This is a genomic window from Metabacillus sp. GQ13 (assembly GCF_059758525.1).
Window position 1 is genome coordinate 28370 of record NZ_JCAXET010000012.1, and the last position, 17155, is coordinate 45524.

Annotated in this window: 16 protein-coding genes, 2 pseudogenes and 1 riboswitch; of the genes and pseudogenes, 7 read left to right on the forward strand and 11 right to left on the reverse strand. The window is 34.3% G+C overall.

Going from position 1 to position 17155, the window contains the following annotated elements:
• Positions 1 to 438 precede the first annotated feature (438 nt).
• Entirely contained in the window at positions 439 to 1140 is a 702-nt protein-coding gene (locus tag AC6CHR_RS15565) for a Dph6-related ATP pyrophosphatase (RefSeq protein WP_498249919.1), read from the reverse strand.
• Between the two features lie 385 nt (positions 1141 to 1525).
• Here AC6CHR_RS15565 and AC6CHR_RS15570 point away from each other — a divergent pair, with 385 nt between their 5' ends.
• The 3 genes and pseudogenes from AC6CHR_RS15570 (at position 1526) to AC6CHR_RS15580 (ending at position 5023) form a co-directional block, all read left to right on the forward strand.
• Positions 1526 to 1807, forward strand: coding sequence for an autorepressor SdpR family transcription factor (locus AC6CHR_RS15570; protein ID WP_498249920.1), 282 nt, complete (start codon positions 1526 to 1528; stop codon positions 1805 to 1807).
• Positions 1791 to 2429, forward strand: coding sequence for an SdpI family protein (locus tag AC6CHR_RS15575; protein ID WP_498249921.1), 639 nt, complete (start codon positions 1791 to 1793; stop codon positions 2427 to 2429). Before AC6CHR_RS15570 ends, AC6CHR_RS15575 begins: the two co-directional genes overlap by 17 nt.
• A gap of 964 nt (positions 2430 to 3393) precedes the next feature.
• A pseudogene (locus AC6CHR_RS15580) lies at positions 3394 to 5023 on the forward strand (DHA2 family efflux MFS transporter permease subunit).
• Positions 5024 to 5196: 173 nt separating this feature from the next.
• On the opposite strand, the gene sda reads toward AC6CHR_RS15580, so the two are convergent.
• Positions 5197 to 5370 carry a sporulation histidine kinase inhibitor Sda gene (sda, locus tag AC6CHR_RS15585; RefSeq protein WP_498249922.1) on the reverse strand — a complete coding sequence of 58 codons (174 nt, stop codon included), beginning with the start codon at positions 5368 to 5370 and terminating at the stop codon, positions 5197 to 5199.
• A 324-nt stretch (positions 5371 to 5694) separates the two neighbouring features.
• Between sda and AC6CHR_RS15590 the strand changes: the two genes are divergently transcribed.
• The gene (locus AC6CHR_RS15590) at positions 5695 to 5805 is read left to right on the forward strand and encodes a YhdX family protein (protein ID WP_498249923.1); all 111 of its coding nucleotides are present in this window, start codon (positions 5695 to 5697) and stop codon (positions 5803 to 5805) included.
• A 115-nt stretch (positions 5806 to 5920) separates the two neighbouring features.
• Positions 5921 to 6424, forward strand: coding sequence for a DinB family protein (locus tag AC6CHR_RS15595; protein WP_498249924.1), 504 nt, complete (start codon positions 5921 to 5923; stop codon positions 6422 to 6424).
• 184 nt (positions 6425 to 6608) lie between these two features.
• On the opposite strand, the gene AC6CHR_RS15600 is transcribed toward AC6CHR_RS15595, so the two are convergent.
• The 7 genes and pseudogenes from AC6CHR_RS15600 to AC6CHR_RS15630 all read right to left on the reverse strand — a co-directional run bounded on the left by AC6CHR_RS15600 (position 6609) and on the right by AC6CHR_RS15630 (position 15174).
• The gene (locus AC6CHR_RS15600; protein ID WP_498249925.1) at positions 6609 to 7658 is read right to left on the reverse strand and encodes a ribonucleotide-diphosphate reductase subunit beta; all 1050 of its coding nucleotides are present in this window, start codon (positions 7656 to 7658) and stop codon (positions 6609 to 6611) included.
• Positions 7659 to 7708: 50 nt separating this feature from the next.
• Positions 7709 to 9151: pseudogene (locus AC6CHR_RS15605) on the reverse strand (ribonucleoside-diphosphate reductase subunit alpha); the annotation flags it as partial.
• Between the two features lie 293 nt (positions 9152 to 9444).
• Complete coding sequence (locus AC6CHR_RS15610) at positions 9445 to 10326, reverse strand: ribonucleotide reductase N-terminal alpha domain-containing protein (RefSeq protein WP_498249926.1); 882 nt, start codon at positions 10324 to 10326, stop codon at positions 9445 to 9447.
• A 142-nt stretch (positions 10327 to 10468) separates the two neighbouring features.
• Positions 10469 to 10647: riboswitch (cobalamin riboswitch) on the reverse strand.
• 196 nt (positions 10648 to 10843) lie between these two features.
• Positions 10844 to 12226, reverse strand: coding sequence for a Na+/H+ antiporter NhaC (gene nhaC / locus AC6CHR_RS15615; RefSeq protein WP_498249927.1), 1383 nt, complete (start codon positions 12224 to 12226; stop codon positions 10844 to 10846).
• A 350-nt stretch (positions 12227 to 12576) separates the two neighbouring features.
• Entirely contained in the window at positions 12577 to 13872 is a 1296-nt protein-coding gene (locus AC6CHR_RS15620; protein WP_498249928.1) for a protoglobin domain-containing protein, read from the reverse strand.
• A 128-nt stretch (positions 13873 to 14000) separates the two neighbouring features.
• Positions 14001 to 14507 (reverse strand): universal stress protein, encoded by a 507-nt coding sequence (locus AC6CHR_RS15625; RefSeq protein ID WP_498249929.1) that lies wholly within the window; start codon positions 14505 to 14507, stop codon positions 14001 to 14003.
• Between the two features lie 346 nt (positions 14508 to 14853).
• On the reverse strand, positions 14854 to 15174 hold the full coding sequence (locus tag AC6CHR_RS15630) for a hypothetical protein (RefSeq protein WP_498249930.1): 321 nt from the start codon (positions 15172 to 15174) through the stop codon (positions 14854 to 14856).
• 268 nt (positions 15175 to 15442) lie between these two features.
• Between AC6CHR_RS15630 and AC6CHR_RS15635 the strand changes: the two genes are divergently transcribed.
• Both AC6CHR_RS15635 and AC6CHR_RS15640 read left to right on the forward strand, forming a co-directional pair.
• Positions 15443 to 15646: a hypothetical protein gene (locus tag AC6CHR_RS15635; RefSeq protein WP_498249931.1), complete on the forward strand. Its 204-nt coding sequence runs from the start codon at positions 15443 to 15445 to the stop codon at positions 15644 to 15646.
• On the forward strand, positions 15627 to 15947 hold the full coding sequence (locus tag AC6CHR_RS15640) for a YbjQ family protein (RefSeq protein WP_498249932.1): 321 nt from the start codon (positions 15627 to 15629) through the stop codon (positions 15945 to 15947). The genes AC6CHR_RS15635 and AC6CHR_RS15640 overlap by 20 nt, the downstream gene beginning before the upstream one ends.
• A 273-nt stretch (positions 15948 to 16220) precedes the next feature.
• Here the strand turns inward: AC6CHR_RS15640 and AC6CHR_RS15645 are convergent, their stop codons facing one another.
• On the reverse strand, positions 16221 to 16343 hold the full coding sequence (locus AC6CHR_RS15645; protein WP_498249933.1) for a hypothetical protein: 123 nt from the start codon (positions 16341 to 16343) through the stop codon (positions 16221 to 16223).
• Positions 16344 to 16640: 297 nt separating this feature from the next.
• Positions 16641 to 16844 carry an alpha/beta-type small acid-soluble spore protein gene (locus AC6CHR_RS15650; protein ID WP_498249934.1) on the reverse strand — a complete coding sequence of 68 codons (204 nt, stop codon included), beginning with the start codon at positions 16842 to 16844 and terminating at the stop codon, positions 16641 to 16643.
• Positions 16845 to 17155 lie beyond the last annotated feature (311 nt).

Here is a 17155-nt window from a genome sequence, read left to right on the forward strand (position 1 = left end):
CAACCATAAGCTATAATAGATAATGTCAGTTTTCAATTAATCGATTTTAAAAGGAGTAGCTAGGTAAGATTATGAAGATATATAAATTAAAGAATAATTTTAAAGGTTTAAAAAAGGGAACACAATTCTATTTGATTGCTGAATCTGAATTTATTGGTGTCAAAGATTTTGTTTTACGAACTAAAGACTTGGAAATCAGAATATCAATTAATGAAAGGGAGTTACTTAACAATTTTACTTTATTGAGATATGAAGGAACGGTGAAATAAGGATTTAAATGACATAAGACGAGAAGGGAAATTATACGATCTGATTCTCAATTGTAAGTCGATCAACAGCCTAGATTGGGTTTAGTATAAAATTTTTATTTCGCAATCTGACCAATTTAATAGAATAACAATTTTAAATAGAAGTGGTATTTTTAAGTTACTTTATCCTTTATAAATTCTCCATCTGAACAAGCTCCAAAGGCATAAAAACATATTCTCCGTCCTTAATAATCTCACATTTACGTACTTGAATAGGATGTTTGAAAATGGGTCCATCTATTACTGTAGTATGGAATTCGCCACCTTCTCCGCAGGGATCAATACCACGTGCTTCTAGCTCCTTCACATATTCATGGGTTAACGTTCGCCCTAAATCATCCTCTCGCATACCAAATGATAAATTAATAGTTACAATGATCGTTACAAATCCAAGATTTATGAACTCTTCGACAGCTTCACGATGGTTCATTTCCCATAAAGGCATTCCCAGCTTTAATCCAGCATTCTTCGTAACCTTTTCATGCCAACAGCCATGAGCAGGCATATCTAAGTCTCCAGTTACTAACACTTCTGCTCCTTGATTTTTAGCTTTTTCTAAAAGGCGCATAAATACTTTTTCATAATCTGTCCAACTTGCGGCTCCAGTATATAGGGGCAAACCTATAGATTTAGCTTGGGCACGTATGAGTTCCGGAGGCATTCCATGGGATCTGGAACGTTTCCCTTCTTCCTCTAGCATGACGATCAGTCCAACCGCTTCTCCAACCTTCATTGCTTTGTATAGAGCTAAGACACTATCCTTTCCTCCGCTGAAAGAACCTATAAATTTATGCCCGCGAGCACTATTTTTCCAATCCTGTAATTCTGTCATTTATATCTTTCCCCTTTATTGTTATGACTTTTTTCACGATGTCTGTTATAGCCAATTTCATAGCTCTATTTGTTTGATTTTATCACGATTGGACCTTACAAATAAGAAAATATTGACCATGATACAAAAAAACTTGAAATCCATAATGAAGAAAAGATAAGTTATACCGCTAAATGGGCTTTTCTAGAAATAACTACTGCAATAGTGATCTGGACGATCTTCCATTAAAGGGAGCAATTGTTGAGTAACATACAGATTTAAACGACTTTATTGTCACTTTACAGTTGGGATGATTTATGAAGGTAAATAGATATCGACTATTTTTATGCAATGGTGTACAATTCTATTTAGATATATATCTAAATACTTGAGTGGAGGTGTTATGTTGGGGTTTCCAGAAACTTTTAAAGCACTATCTGACCCAGTGCGACGAGAAATTTTAGTCATGTTAAAAGATGGGAAAATGTCAGCTGGGGAAATAGGGAAACGATTTGATATGACAGGTGCTACAATTTCTTACCATTTGTCTCAATTAAAAAAAACAGGATTGATTTTTGAAACTAAGTATAAGAATTTCATTTATTACGAAATAAATGTTTCAGTATTTGAAGAAGTAATGCTATGGTTTTCACAGTTTGGAGGAAAAGAAAATGACAAGAAAAATTGATATGACGATGATTACTTCCACTCTGGTTTGTTTGCTACCTATTATACTTGCGTTAGTACTATATAATAAGCTACCAAACCAAATAGCTATTCGTTGGGATTCTGCTGGAACTCCTGATAATTTTGCTCCAAAGGCAATTGCGGTTTGGGGATTACCTTTATTCCTAGCTGGAATTAATATATTTTCACATTTTATGATTAAAAATGATCCTAAAAATGCTAATGCCTCTTCCGTATTAAAGCTGTTAGGAAGATGGATCATACCCATAATGTCAGTCATTTTAACGCCGATAATATTGTTTAAAGCACTTGGATATAATATTCCAATTCAAGTTGTTGCCCCTGCAATGGTAGGTATCATCATCATCGTGTGTGGAAATTATTTACCTAAATGTAAGCAAAATTATACAGTCGGTATTAAAATATCTTGGACACTTAATAGTACAGAAAATTGGAATAAAACACATCATATGGCTGGCTATTTGTGGATAGTTGGTGGAATCTGTATGGTTATTGGAAGTTTTTTACCGATAAACTGGCTACCAATAACTCTTATAATAGTAGCAGTTCTAGTTGGAGTACCATTTATGTATTCCTATTCCCTTTATAAAAAGGGAATATAATTGGGGGGTAAATGAAGTATTTCATAAAACTAAATGTGGTCAGCATTCTATATGCTCTGATGATCGTTGTTCCAATCCAGATTTTAGGAATGTTTAGAGGATTAGTAGGTTAACGAGTTGGAATATTGGTACTATAAATACACTAAGTAGTGTAACTATTGTTGTTGGGTTTATATTAGGTACAATCCTGCTCCTTCCGCTTACAAAAAATGGATAAAAGGTCGAATAGCTAACTTTTGGACGGTTATCCTTTGAGTTCCATATTTTGTATTTTTTTATATATATTTTCGCATCTTTATTCCCGATAACAAATGGAGGGGATGCTCCTAATCCTGTTACGGGCTTTCTGATAATAGGAGCTTTGATGGTCTTTCCTATTTATATTCTATTTATCAATTTCATAGGTATTAAGAGTGAACATAAAGCAATAAAAATAACTTAAATGTATACTACCGTGATTGTGGAACAATATAGAAAGTGATCATACTTTATTATTAAAACAAGCTTAAATCTAATGGGAAAATCCACTTTGATCAAATTAATCATTTATCAAAATGGTTTTTTTTATTTTTTTAATTCTTAAAATAGGGGTTTTTGGATATCCAAAAGCTATTTAAAATGTGGGAAAAGTAAAACACTTTACCAGAGTGGAATGTATCTATAATTGTTGATAAATATTGTTTGCCTTTTTGATGAAAGCAGAATATAATCAGGAAATGATAATACTTAACAAACATAATAATTAAATAGATTAAGTATTTTATATAACGCTAAAATAAATTATAAATCTGGGCCTACTTTATTTGATTTACAACGATTCATTAATAGCAGAGTTCCTATGGTACCTACTAAATGTTACTGTACAGGTAAAACTATCATCAGGTCTTTTCGTTACCTAGAGCTTAATACATACAAATTCTTGTTAACTACTAAATAATATCTTCTATATTGAGGTGGGAAAATATTGGAACATTTAAGTCAAAAGGAAAAAGTTACAATTATGATTGCTATTATTGGGGCCATGTTTTTTGCTGCAGTTAACCAAACAATTGTAGGGAATGCACTACCTAAAATCATTGCAGATCTAGGTGGGTTAGACTACTATAGTTGGGTTTTTACCATTTATATGTTAACGTCTGCCATTACAACGATATTAGTCGGTAAGTTATCAGATATTTATGGACGTAAGCCATTTATTTTAATTGGAATCTTTATTTTTATGATTGGAGCCTTTTTATCTGGTTTATCTAAAGACATCATACAACTTATTATCTTTCGAGGAATACAAGGATTTGGGGCGGGTATGATTATGTCGACTGCTTTTACTGCTGTTGGTGATTTTGTTTGCTCCTCGAGAACGTGGTCGGTGGCAGGGGGCAATGGGGGCTGTTTTTGGAATTTCGAGTGTTTTTGGTCCAACACTTGGTGGATATATTGTAGATAACTTAGAATGGAAATGGGTGTTTTGGGTGTTTTTACCTTTGGGGTTTGGTGCCGCAATGTTGATATGGAAGCTATTTCCTAAGTCTGAAAAGAAGCTAGGAGAGAAAGTCGACTATTTTGGCTCGATCTTTTTAACCTTAACCATTGTTCAAGCATTACTCGCATTCTCCTGGGCAGGAACAAAGTATGACTGGGATTCTAGACAGATTATCGGTTTGTTTGTAGGGGCTATCTTCTCGTTTATTCTGTTTATCTTAGTGGAGAGAAAAGCCAAAAGTCCGATAATACCGTTGTATCTGTTTAAAAATAGTATTTTTACAATTTCAAATATTATCGGTTTTGCTATTGGAGTAGCTATGTTTGGTGGTGTTATGTATATTCCGTATTTTGTTCAAGGAGTTTTAGGTTTTAGTGCCACACACTCAAGTTTTATCACCATGACCATGACACTTGGATTAGTTGTTGCAAGTGGTATTGGCGGACAGATAATTACGAAGACTGGTAAATATAAGCTTCAAGCTATTATTGGATTGGTTACTACAACAATTGGATTGTTCTTATTTACGATGATGGATGCTCAAACTTCACAATGGGCATTAATCATTTACTTAATATTAGTAGGTATGGGTCTTGGAATCGGAATGACTGTCTTTACCTTAACTGTACAAAATGCTGTTGAACAAGAATATTTAGGCGTTGCAACTGCAACATCGCAGTTATTCCGTTCAGTCGGTGGAACCGTTGGCGTTGCAATCATGGGTACCGTGTTAAATCAACGCATGAGTGATAAGATGTCCAAATCATTTGCAGGTATAAGTGAACAAGCAGAAGCTGTACCACCTGAAATGCAGGAACAACTTACTGCTTTACAAAATCCACAGCTATTGTTGGATCACGAGAAGTTGTCTCAAATACAAAAAAGTTTACCACAAGAATTAAATTCTTTCTTTGATAAAATTGTAACCATGCTTCAGGATTCAATGAGCTTTGCATTATCAGGCGTGTTTATGACTGCTGCGATCGTCATGATTGTTGCTGTATGCTTAACCTTCTTCCTAAGAGAGATTCCACTTAGAAGTTCTAGTGACATTCAACCAAACATACAACAAGAAACTAAGAAGGACAAGAAGTTAACAAAACAACAAGTATAAAGTTGGGGAGATATCCTCAACTTTTTTTATATTTCTTCGTACTAAAGCGAGAAAACCTCTTCAAAAAAAATGGATTGTTTAAAAGAGGATGGATCACTTAGGTTTTAAAAGTGAGGCCAACTCAAGTTACACGTATATTATTCTTATTTAGATTTCTGAGTCAGTCATCCCAGTTATTTAAATTTGGTTAATTGTTTTACTTGAAATGATTCAAGAGAAAGATCTCTATTAATGATCTCCGATTCAAGAATACTAATGAATTCAGGACTCAAATTTAATTTGATAGCTTCTTTATAGCTAATTATTAATATTTTATTTGACAAGCTTGATAAACCCATTGCTATCATCCTTTTATTCGTTATAGTTACTTAACTCTAGCTTTTATAATTGATTCCTTTAAGCAATTATTCTATTAGCTTTTACCACAAAACAGATAACCATAAACAGTATCCGATAAACCAGTGACTAAAGTAATGGGTTTTGTGGAGGATAAAACGTTTAATCGATGTAATCTAGACTTATATCATTAGGTAAATACACATACTTTGTCTATATTAAAGGTAAATTAATTTAAACATTCTAAAAATTTAATCTTCGTTACTTTTGTCATGTTTACTTTTTTTTTTGTTTCTTTACAATGGTGGTAAGCGTTTTCTTAAGGAGGGGTCTTAGTGGGTAAAGGTCGAATCCGTATAGAAGAAAGTATTAAAACTGAAACTGACGAGGAAATTTTTGAGGCGAAACTTTTGGAGGAAACGAACAAAAAGCAAGATGAAAATTAAGGCAATGTTAAAGCAGATGGAAAGTCAGGAATGGAAATTGAATGATAAGAACAAATGTTTTATAATGTAACTTCGTATACAGATTTAAATCGAATGGATTACGGAGGAATTACCTATGTATGTAACGATTGTAGATTATATGAAAGAATGGAATAACGAAGCAGCGTTAACTCAAAAGGTTTTGGATGGTTTGACTGATGATTCATTAGGACAACAGGTTTATCCAGAAGGTCGTACCTTAGGAAGGATTGCGTGGCATTTAACGACAAGTATTCCAGAATATTTAGCGAATTTCGGATTGAAGATTGATGATATAGAAAATGGAGAAAGTGTGCCCGAATCAGCCAAGGAAATTGCTGAGACATTTAAAAATGTGTGTTCAAATGCGGCTGAAGTTATTGAACAACAATGGTCAGACAAATCTCTGCAGGAAGTGCAAAATGCATTTGGTAGGGAAGAATCAAATGCTCAAATTTTGATGGGTCTAATCAAGCACATTGTTCATCATCGTGGGCAAGTTACAGTTCTTATGCGTCAGGCAGGAATCAAACCTTTTGGAGTTTATGGACCACCAAAAGAGGATTGGATTAATTTTGGAGTGGAAAATCCACCACGTTAATAATTGTGTGTTAACAGTGGTTTTAGGTGGAAATTGATAGTAAAGTCTATGAGCTTGGAGAACATTTTCGAAGTTCATTTTTATTGTTTTAGATTAGGATCCTTTTCGACTAGAAGCTTAAGCATAGATAAAAAGAAGGAAGAGCGAGTGATTAAATAAATTACTCTCTCTTCCTTGTATTTGATTAAAGATCATCAAACCCGTTATCCTGATGGTTAACCTTTGTATATTGCCTAGATTTTTGCTCGAAGAAATCAGATTTACCTAAATCTACTTCTTCATAGGCTTTTATCCATTTAAGAGGATTCGTACGGAAGCCTTCAAAAGGACGATCATACCCTAACTGATTGCAACGAACATTTGCATAAAACTTGATATAATCCTCAACATCTTGCATGTTAATACCATCTATTTTATTACCGATTATAAAACGTCCCCACTCAATCTCTAGCTCTACTGCATGTATGAAAGTTTCTTTTACAAATATAGCTAGTTCTTCTGTGTCTTGTTCTGGGTATTGTTTTAGTATCTCTTTAAAGATTTGCACAAATAAGTCAACGTGAATTTGTTCGTCACGATTAATATAGTTAATCATTGTACTAGTGGCGACCATTTTTTGATTACGTGCCAGGTTATAAAAGAAGGCAAACCCCGAATAAAAGAATAAACCTTCCAATATGACGTCATAAACAATCGATTTTAATAGATGATCAATTGTTGCATCTTCTGCAAAGGCCTGATAACCACTTGTAACAAACTCATTCCGTTTTCTTAAAATCGGTTCATTTCTCCAATACTCAAATACCTCTTCCTGAGTCTGTTTTGGTACTAAACTGGAGAGAACATAAGAATAGGAATGGTTGTGAATAACTTCTTGTTGAGCAAGAATAATCATTAATGCATTAACACTTGAATCGGTAATATAATCAGCCACTTTGCCAGCATAATCGGTTTGAATACTATCAAGTAGAGCTAATAAACCAATAATTTTCAAAAATGCCTCTTGTTCATCATCTGATAATGCAGGATATTGTTTGATATCCTGTGCCATGTTGATTTCAAAGGGTGTCCAAAAGTTGGCTAACATTTTTTTATATCGAGGATATGCCCATTGATAAGTGACATCATCCCAATTTAAGACATTTGAACTTTCTCCGTTAACGATAGCTGTTGAGCGATTTGGAGCATCAGCATCCATGATTTTACGCTTTTTTAAGGTTGTTCTGTTATTCATTGTTGGTGCTCCTTTGTATTAATTTTCAAGTTACTCGTGATCAAACGACCTTAGCTAGCACAGGAATCGCATTCTTCTATTGAGCTTGAGGTAGAGCGGACGTAGTACGTTGTTTTGAGTCCTTCTCTCCAAGCGGTCAAATGGAGATTAAGTAAGTCCTTTGCTTTGATCGTATTTTGTACATATAAATTAAAAGATATCGATTGATCGATATGGCGTTGTCTAGCCGCGTTTTGTTTAATACTCCACTGTTGGTCAATAAAATAAGCAGATTTATAAAACCAAGTTGTTGTAGGATCTAAATCTGGAACTGTGACGGGAATCTTATAATCTTTCTTTTCTTCTGAGTAAACCTTTTGAAAAATAGGATCTATGCTTGCTGTACTTCCTGCAATAATTGATGTTGATGCATTTGGTGCTACAGCCATTAAATAGCCATTACGAATTCCGTATTGTTGGGTTTCTTCTTTTACTAGATCCCAATCGAATGGGCTTGTCGAAGACAGGTATCCACGTTTATCAAAATATAAACCAGTATCCCACTCAGAGCCATCAAATGCAGGGTAAGAACCTTTTTCTTTTGCTAATTGTAAAGAAGCCTTAATTGTATAATAAGCGATTTTTTCATAGAGCTTATCACAGCGGTCAACCGCTTCTTCACTTTCCCAAGCAATCCCCTCTAATGCAAGTAAGTGATGCCAACCGAATGTACCTAAACCAATTGATCTATATTTCTCATTGGTTAGTCTAGCTTGAAGAACTGGTATTGTATTTAAATCGATAACATTGTCTAACATTCTTACTTGAATGGGGATGAGTTTTTCTAACACGTCATCTGTTACTGCCTTTGCAAGGTTAATAGAGGAGAGGTTGCACACAACAAAATCTCCTGGTGTTTTAACAGTGATGATTTTCCCATCCTCTGTATATTGATTTTCTACTGTCGTTGCACTCTGATTTTGTGTGATTTCAGTACAGAGATTGCTACAGTAAATCATGCCTTTATGAGAGTTAGTATTTTGTCTGTTAACTTCATCACGATAGAACATATAGGGTGTTCCAGCTTCTAATTGACTAATCATAATTCGTTTCATGACTTCAATAGCGGGGACTTTCTCTTTGGAAAGTGCTTCATTATTGACACATTCCCAATATTTTTGACTGAAACTACCATTTCCTTTTTCTTCATCGTAAAAGTCCTCAATATGATACCCCATAACTTGGTAAACCTCATGTGGGTCAAATAAATACCAATCGTCACGAGCTTCTACTTGTTTCATGAAGATATCTGGGATACATACGCCTGTGAATAAGTCATGGGTACGCATGCGTTCGTCACCATTATTAAGTTTTGAATCTAGGAATGAAAAGATATCTTTATGCCAGACATCTAAATAAATCGCAATGGCTCCTTTACGTTGTCCAAGTTGGTCGACACTTACGGCTGTGTTATTAAGTTGTTTCATCCATGGAATACTTTTATTGTTACTCCCTATATGTTCACTTAGGGGGATAGGTCATTTCTGCCTACCTCTATACATCGCTGCACAGAACAGACTATATCTTTATCCACTTTTTATTGTTTCTGAAAGTGGATAGGTGGTTCGAATTATATAATCACTTATATAACTACTTAGTCGTTGAACCTTCTTCCTACAAATAGGAAGCTCGGCTGCAGATTATCCGCACTCGCGGTTTTTTAGGGAGCGCCATGTCATTACTGCATGGTATCCTACGTTGAGATACTCGGAGTTTCCCGCATTTGACCACCTTTATTACTTGTAACTTACGCCACAAGAGGGCTACCTTTAACCCCTGATGAAACACCTTTAAAGCCTTTAATATCACTACCGCGGCTTCTTATTTTCCCAAAATATGCGCCTATACCTCCTCCAGATTTAGAAAGATTGGCAATATCTGTATTACTATCAAATATTCCTTGTAAACTATCATCAATCGTATCGATAAAACAACTAGATAATTGGCCAATAGGCTTTCCAGCATTCGATAGAGTAGGAGTTGCTACTGTCATATATAGATTACTCATTGCCCAATATGATTGCTTAATAAGCTCAAGGCGATTGTCTTTATTCTCGTTGGCCATTAACGTCATGGCGATGAGTAGGAATCGTTCTTGTGGTAATTCAAATGTTTGCTTTGAAAAATCACGAGCTAAGTAACGATCAGCTAACGTGCGAATGCCTATATAAGTAAATAAACGATCCCTATTTGGTTGGATATATCCCCCAATCTCTTCAATTTCCAATATAGAATATTGATCTAAAATTTTAGAGTGGTAGAGCCCCTTTGAAACTAATTGATTAATTAGATCGTTAAAACTACCATATTTTTGTTTGTTATCATAACCTCTGTTAGTAGCAGCTTCTTTATAAAGCTTTGTTAAATAAAGTTGGGCACAAAAGTAGGTCCAGTCGGGTTCCTGTTCAGTAATATTAGATAATCCTTCTAATATAAGTAAATTAGTGAGTTGTTCTGATGTGTACGAATCTCTTTGGAGAATAGTACTATGGATTCTATGTAAATAATCATCTATAGGTAAGGAAGGGAAATGCTGATGAATAGACAGAATAAACGTTGTAAGTTTGTTTGAATCAAATGTTTCTTGTCCATTATCGTCAATAATAGTAGGTGCAGTTGTTATACTCATAATAAAGAGCCTCCATCGTTTTTTTGTAAAAACCGCTCGGGGATGAGTGGAGAAAACGACAGATTAAGGAGAGTAGGAGAGAAATGGAGAAATCCATACTGGCTTTCCGTCGTTTCATCTTCTCAGTCCCCGAAGAAATTGAAACTTTCGCAAGCGTTAGGTAGGTCTCCTGACTTGTGTTCATCCTACTATGAGCCCTTCCCATACAAAGAATTGTACAGTGGTTAACTCAGTTCGTCACACTTACAGTTGCGGGGACAGTTCTGGATTTACACCAGATTCCCTTTTCAGCCCAATAGGCGCCTAATCTTGCAAAAATACAATATATAGTTTTGGTGTTTATTGAAATATCAACATATAGGTAAATAACTTCTATTTAAATGATAAAGCAGATAAGTGAATTAATCAACCAATACTTTCTATTTGTCGAAATTTATCATATTCGATAAGTTAGTGTGGAGGGTTACGATCTATATAAGCACAAAATAACGAAAAAAAGAAATCTAACTTAAAACAGTTAGATTTCTTTCGGTGTCTTATCTTTGCCAAAAAACCCGTAAAGAATAGAAAATAGTAATGACAAGTATAAAAAGAATGCAAAAGGTAAGAAGTCAACTACAGATACCCCAAGTGTTTGTGCAAAGAACGCACCACTAACTCCCCAGGGTATTAAAGGATTAATTAATGTACCTGCATCTTCGAGCGTACGTGACATATATTTCCGTTCGATCTTCATCTTGTCATATAAGATTTTGAATGATTGCCCTGGAATAAGAATCGATAAGTATTGTTCACCTGTTAATAGGTTAATCCCTAATGAGGATGTAGCAGTTGATAGAATTAGTTGCCCTTTAGTATGAACTCGCTCAATCAATCCAGTTAACAGCGTTGGAATGATTTTCAGTACATCTAATAGACCGCCAAATGCAAAAGCAATCAAAATGAGTGAAATTGACCACATCATCGATTGCAGTCCACCCCGATTCATCATATTTACAACCTGCTCGTTTGCGATTGAGAAGGATGTACCATTCTGTAATACTTGGAAAAATTGTGTTAATTGTATTCCTTGTATACTTAATGCTGTTACACCTGCAGTTATGATTCCCATGATTAGTGCTGGGATAACCGGGATTTTTCGAATAGCCAATATAATAACTAAAAGCGGTGAAAGTAAAGTTAAAGGACTAACATTTATAGTACCTTCAATGATTGTTATCATGTTTGTCATTTCTGTAATTGATGATGATTGAATCGGTGCCATCCGACCCAGAATAAAGAATACAACGGTTGTAATGAGAATGCTTGGGATCGTTGTTTTTGTCATATGGCGAATGTGAGTGAACAATTCAACGGAAGAAACACCAGATGCAAAATTTGTTGTATCAGACATCGGAGACATTTTATCTCCAAAGCAAGCACCTGAAATAATGGCACCGGCAACCCACTCAACTGGTAAGCCAACTGCCATACCAGCACCCATAAGGGCGACACCGACTGTACTGACAGTAGTGAACGAGCTACCAACAAGACTTGATATAACCATACAAGAAAATAGCGATGTGATCAGTAAGTAACTAGGATTAATAATTGTTAAAGCATATACCATTACAGTTGGTATTGTGCCACTACTCATCCATGCTCCAATGAGAATCCCGATTAAGGCTAAAATAATAATTGGTTGTATTCCACTTTGAATCCCTTTGATTATTCCGTCTTCTAACTTTTTCCACGGATAACCCTTCAGTAAGCCAAGGATTGAAATAGACACCAAACAATTTAATAATGCAATATGTGGTTCTGTTTTAAGAATAAACAAACTAGAATAGATGATGACTAAAATCATCACTAATATAAATAGAGCCTCTTTAAAATGAAAGGCTTTTTTGGGGGTAGACATATATTTGCTCCTTTATTCTACTTTACTGTCAGTTATATACTAATTGAATTTTAAAAACGTTAATACTTAAACGCTTTTATGCTTTAGGGTACAAAAATATTATATCAGGCTAATAATTTATGTCAATTATAAGTTTGATTTAGACAGTGGAAAACGATAATCTTACAGGATAATTGGTTGTGAACAGGGTGTGTAAAGGAGTGAGGTATTCGGCAGATGGATACGAAAAGAGGGAAGTCAATAGTATATCCATCAAGTGATAAAGTCATAGAAAAATACAACAAGTAGAGACCATAGTCAGTCTTCACTTGTTGTATTTGGTAATACAAATACAAAGGTATTGGAATTTATTACATTGTTTCAGCGATATCCTTTAAGCTATCTGATGTTTCTGCAATTTGAGTAATTGCTTTAGAGACATCATTAATAACATTTGTAAAGTTCATCAAATCAGATTTTGCTTTTTCACTTTGCTGTTTGTTATTATTCATGAATTCTAGAATCGTATCAAAAAATGAATTCATATCACTCATTTGTGTTGTGCCTTTAGTCGTTAATTCAGCTACATTGCTAATTGCGGTAGACATACTATCAATTTGGCTATGAATATTCAAAATTAAACTAGATACACCTTGGACTGAATTTTTTGTTTCCTCAGCAAGTTTACGAACTTCACTTGCAACAACTGCAAATCCCTTACCGTACTCACCAGCTCTAGCTGATTCAATGGCTGCATTTAAAGCTAATAAATTCGTTTGTTCAGCTATAGAGGTAACGATTGAGACAACATGATTAATTTTTTCTGATGTTTGTTCCAATGATTCCATTTGTTTTAAAATTTCGACAGTACTTGTTTCAATAAAGTTCATTAACTCATTTTGTTTTTCAAGATCAACTTTACCACTAGTGGCTTGGCTTTCTGCTGTTGATGCAACTTCTAGGTGATCGATAGAGTATGATGCAATTTCCTTTGAGTGAGCCAGTATTTCTTGAACAAACGCATTGGTATCTTCACTTGCGTTCGCTAATTGTATGGCTAATTGATTTACTTCAGCTCGGGTCTGATCCTTCTCTCGTTCAATGGCTGCTCGTACTTGTGCATATTCAGTTTCATAGGCTGCAATGACAATTTGCTGTTCTAGGTTGAAAAGTTTTGTTAAACTATGGATTACTTTTAATAGCTCATGCTTTGTTTGGAGATGTGGCTCTACAGTTTGAATAACTGACGCTAAAAGTGGTTGAAATGCTGCCATATACCAGTTAGCTTCTAGTCCTATTTTTACATGGATATGAGCGATTCTTCTAATACGACTAACGTCTTCAGGAGTAAAGCTTCCATCAAACATGCTTAACGTATGTTTTTTTAAGGTTGATTTTAAACGATCTACAGAGCTATATGTGTTAATAATATCTATTAGTCCCAAGTCTGATTCAAAGGAAGCGTAAAATGCATTCACGATTTCCTCGATATTAGCCTCTATATAAGGTTGAAGTTTAAGCGATAACAGTAAATCATCGGTTGTAAGACCAATCATTTGAATTTGCTTTTTTAGTGAAGGTTCATCGACCTTTAAGACAATCTGATTTAAAAGATCCTTCGGTGCTGCTGGTTGTTTTTTTTCCTTTTTAAAAGAAAGAATACCCATTCATTAATCCCCTTGTTTAGAATTTACTATCTACTAGGTATATCGACTAGTATTTGATAAATTGAATGGTTTTTCTGTTTAGATATAAAAAAAGTAGACAATTTATACTGTCTACTTTTTTTAAAAGGTTATTTTGCGATTAAAACAGGGATATTGGATCGTTGCGAGACTTTTTCACTAACACTACCAAATATTAACCGTTTTAAGCCGTTCATATTGCGACTACCTACGATAATGAGATCAGCATGATGATCTGTTGCATAAGAAACAATTGCTTCAGAGGGTTCGCCGTATAAAATATTCACGTTACCTTTTACATTATTTAGATCTAATATTCGTCTAGCTTCACTTTTTAATGCCATCGTTTTTTTATCATGTTCTGTTCCATCTATTACATTTCTAGGTTCAGGTACAATTGGATAATTTCTCACTTCATCTGTAGGATGACTACTAGTAGGGCTTATTAATACCAGGTTTTCGGTAGCTGAATCTTCTTTAAATGGACCATCTTTTTGAATGTGAACAACTGAAATTTCTGAGTGTAACTGTTGCGACATATCAATTCCTAACTTAAGCGCCTCTTTACTATCCTCAGTTTCATCAAAAGCTACTACTAAGTGTTGAAATGTTTGCATTTTCATCATCCCTTCAAAAGCTTTGATGTTATTTAATACCCTATAAAATCATCTTCTAATCTGAATTCAAGTATTTTTTTTATTCGGAAATAATTAAAGGCTGTTTTCGGAAAAATTGTTGTTTTCCGTACAACGTACTAATGTACACGTTTTAACTATATCTTCGTGCTCTTTTCGCTAAATGCCTCTAATACCCCTTTGGAGATAGCTTCAATTTAGAAAAGTGCCTGATTAAAAAATCAAATTAACTAAAAAAGATATGACAACGATTGCTCCTACAATTAATAGTATTGTTCGTACCATGGTAACACCTCCCTGAAGATCACTCATTTATATATTAATCTAATTAAAGCTTAACTTTCATAGCAGGATGTAATCCAAGTTCACGTTTCTTAATTGCTGTTGGTGAAGTGATTTCTTCAATTTTTTCTAATTGTTGTTTCGGAAAAGGACCATCAATTAGTAAATTTAAAGCCTGTCCTGTGTTTACTGTTAATAAATATGTAATTAATTTAGAGAATTTTGCAGAATCAACAACATTCTTATTTTTAGTAAGAAGGTAAATTTTCCCTTCATATGATTTTGCTACTTGATTTATTTTTAATATTTGATCAATTCTTAATTGCTTTGAAATACGTAGGTTAATTGTCAATAATTTATTAGTCATCGTTTTACCTCCAATTATCGAATGATTGTTTTAAGTTATTCTTTACATACCTCTTTACCACAATTGAAAAACATGTTGATGTAAAAATAGTTAAATAGTCACTAATTATTTATTAGTCTTTGAAAGTCAATTACTATCTCTACTTGAAGTGGTGCTAGCAATAAAACCCGATGTTTATTCATTTAAAAAAAGAAAATCAAGAAAAAATATTCATCTTTTTTACTAAAGGAGATATAGTAAAGATAGGGAACAAGAAAGGAAGTTGGAGATGGATAAGGTAAAGTACATAAGTATGATTACTGCAGTCTTCACTCAGATTATCGGAATTATCTTCTTGTTTATTAAAATAAAAATTGCGCTGATCTTTTTTGTTCTTTATTTTTTCTCGTTACTTGTATTACTTATTACATTTATAAAATCTAGGATTGATGAGAAGAGAGAGGATGAGAAGAATGATTATCGTGACTACTGATTCAGTACCAGGTAGAGAGTCAAAGGAGTACAAGGGATTTGTAAAAGGTAGTACAGTTCAATCGAAACATATAGGAAGAGATTTAATGGCGGGGTTAAAGACAATTGTCGGTGGGGAGATCAAGGAATATACAGAAATGATGGAAGAGGCAAGACAAAAGGCGATTGGGAGAATGGTCGAAGATGCCAAGGGGAAGGGTGCAAATGCGATTGTTTGTATGAGGATACAGTCTTCAGCTGTCATGCAAAATGCGTCTGAAATCATCGCATATGGGACAGCTGTTTTGATTGAAGAAGAATAAGGATTAAAGGTCTCAGACATTAGTCTAAGACCTTTTTTAATGAGAGAAGTGTGTTTAAATGATTGTGGGATATTCGTTATTATTGAATGCTTAGTCAATAAGCTTGTAAAAGGGAAAAATCAACAATAATGGCGAATTTGAAGAAAGAAAAGGCAATTTCTCAAACACTACACTCACAATTCTTTAAGGTAAATGACTTTATATAGAGAGAATAGACATGTAAAAAAGAAATGGTAATAGAGGATACAAAAGTAGGCAACTTAAGTGATCGATTTAGAGCTTGCGCTTTTGTTCTTCCCAATAGTACATCTGTGGAAACCGTATATAAACCACGTATTCATGGAACAAAGTATAGCCAACAAAGCCAACGAGCTTCCAATCAATAGCATCAAACATAACGATCGCCCCTTTTTAGTTTCAAACGAACATAAATAATGGCTGTTTTCGTAAAAATGTTGAGCCTAGGTAATTGATTTATTCGTTTAAATAGTATATGGTTCGACCAGCTTGTTTGATACACCTTTTACTTTCAAATAGATCTTAAGGTAAGGCTGTTTTCGCAAAACTTAGCTATCTAGATCAATGTCGTGCTCTTTTCGTTTTATGCTTTGTCCGTATCCTTTGAAAAGAGCATTAGTTAACTACAAAGAGGCTGACAGGAATGTCAGCCTCTTTAGCCAATATATTTAATTATTATTGTTGAGAAAAGCTACCCATGGATTGTTGAGCCATAGAAACTAAACGCTTAGTAATTTCTCCACCCACAGAACCATTAGCACGTGAAGTAGTTTCAGCACCTAGGTTTACTCCAAATTCAGAAGCGATTTCTAATTTCATTTGATCAATCGCTTGAGATGCACCTGGTACTACTAATTGGTTAGACGAACTGTTTGCCATGTTGATTCATCTCCTCATAATAGTTTTGATTGGTTGGGTTAGTTGGATTTGCACCAAACATATGATTTGTTCATAGCCTTACTCGGCGTAACCCATTAATTAAGTGCGAGTTATTGATACAACGTTTTGCCGTTGTTAATAAGTATTATGGATGTTTTTATTGTACATATGCAATGTATGAAGTGGTAATTTTTTCTGGTTTTAGAAAAGATCCTCGGAAATAAACTTCAGTAGTTTGCGGTAAGCTTTACATAAATCAATAGTGGTTGAGAAAACATAGTGATAGGTTAGTTTTTAAAGGGGATGGAGCA

Coding starts and splice junctions, on each gene's coding strand:
- AC6CHR_RS15565 (WP_498249919.1), bottom strand. CDS start 1,140: ATGACAGAATTACAGGATTGGAAAAATAGTGCTCGCGGGCATAAATTT.
- AC6CHR_RS15575 (WP_498249921.1), top strand. CDS start 1,791: ATGACAAGAAAAATTGATATGACGATGATTACTTCCACTCTGGTTTGT.
- sda (WP_498249922.1), bottom strand. CDS start 5,370: ATGATAGCAATGGGTTTATCAAGCTTGTCAAATAAAATATTAATAATT.
- AC6CHR_RS15595 (WP_498249924.1), top strand. CDS start 5,921: ATGTATGTAACGATTGTAGATTATATGAAAGAATGGAATAACGAAGCA.
- AC6CHR_RS15600 (WP_498249925.1), bottom strand. CDS start 7,658: ATGAATAACAGAACAACCTTAAAAAAGCGTAAAATCATGGATGCTGAT.
- AC6CHR_RS15610 (WP_498249926.1), bottom strand. CDS start 10,326: ATGAGTATAACAACTGCACCTACTATTATTGACGATAATGGACAAGAA.
- nhaC (WP_498249927.1), bottom strand. CDS start 12,226: ATGTCTACCCCCAAAAAAGCCTTTCATTTTAAAGAGGCTCTATTTATA.
- AC6CHR_RS15620 (WP_498249928.1), bottom strand. CDS start 13,872: ATGGGTATTCTTTCTTTTAAAAAGGAAAAAAAACAACCAGCAGCACCG.
- AC6CHR_RS15625 (WP_498249929.1), bottom strand. CDS start 14,507: ATGCAAACATTTCAACACTTAGTAGTAGCTTTTGATGAAACTGAGGAT.
- AC6CHR_RS15630 (WP_498249930.1), bottom strand. CDS start 15,174: ATGACTAATAAATTATTGACAATTAACCTACGTATTTCAAAGCAATTA.
- AC6CHR_RS15635 (WP_498249931.1), top strand. CDS start 15,443: ATGGATAAGGTAAAGTACATAAGTATGATTACTGCAGTCTTCACTCAG.
- AC6CHR_RS15640 (WP_498249932.1), top strand. CDS start 15,627: ATGATTATCGTGACTACTGATTCAGTACCAGGTAGAGAGTCAAAGGAG.
- AC6CHR_RS15645 (WP_498249933.1), bottom strand. CDS start 16,343: ATGTTTGATGCTATTGATTGGAAGCTCGTTGGCTTTGTTGGCTATACT.
- AC6CHR_RS15650 (WP_498249934.1), bottom strand. CDS start 16,844: ATGGCAAACAGTTCGTCTAACCAATTAGTAGTACCAGGTGCATCTCAA.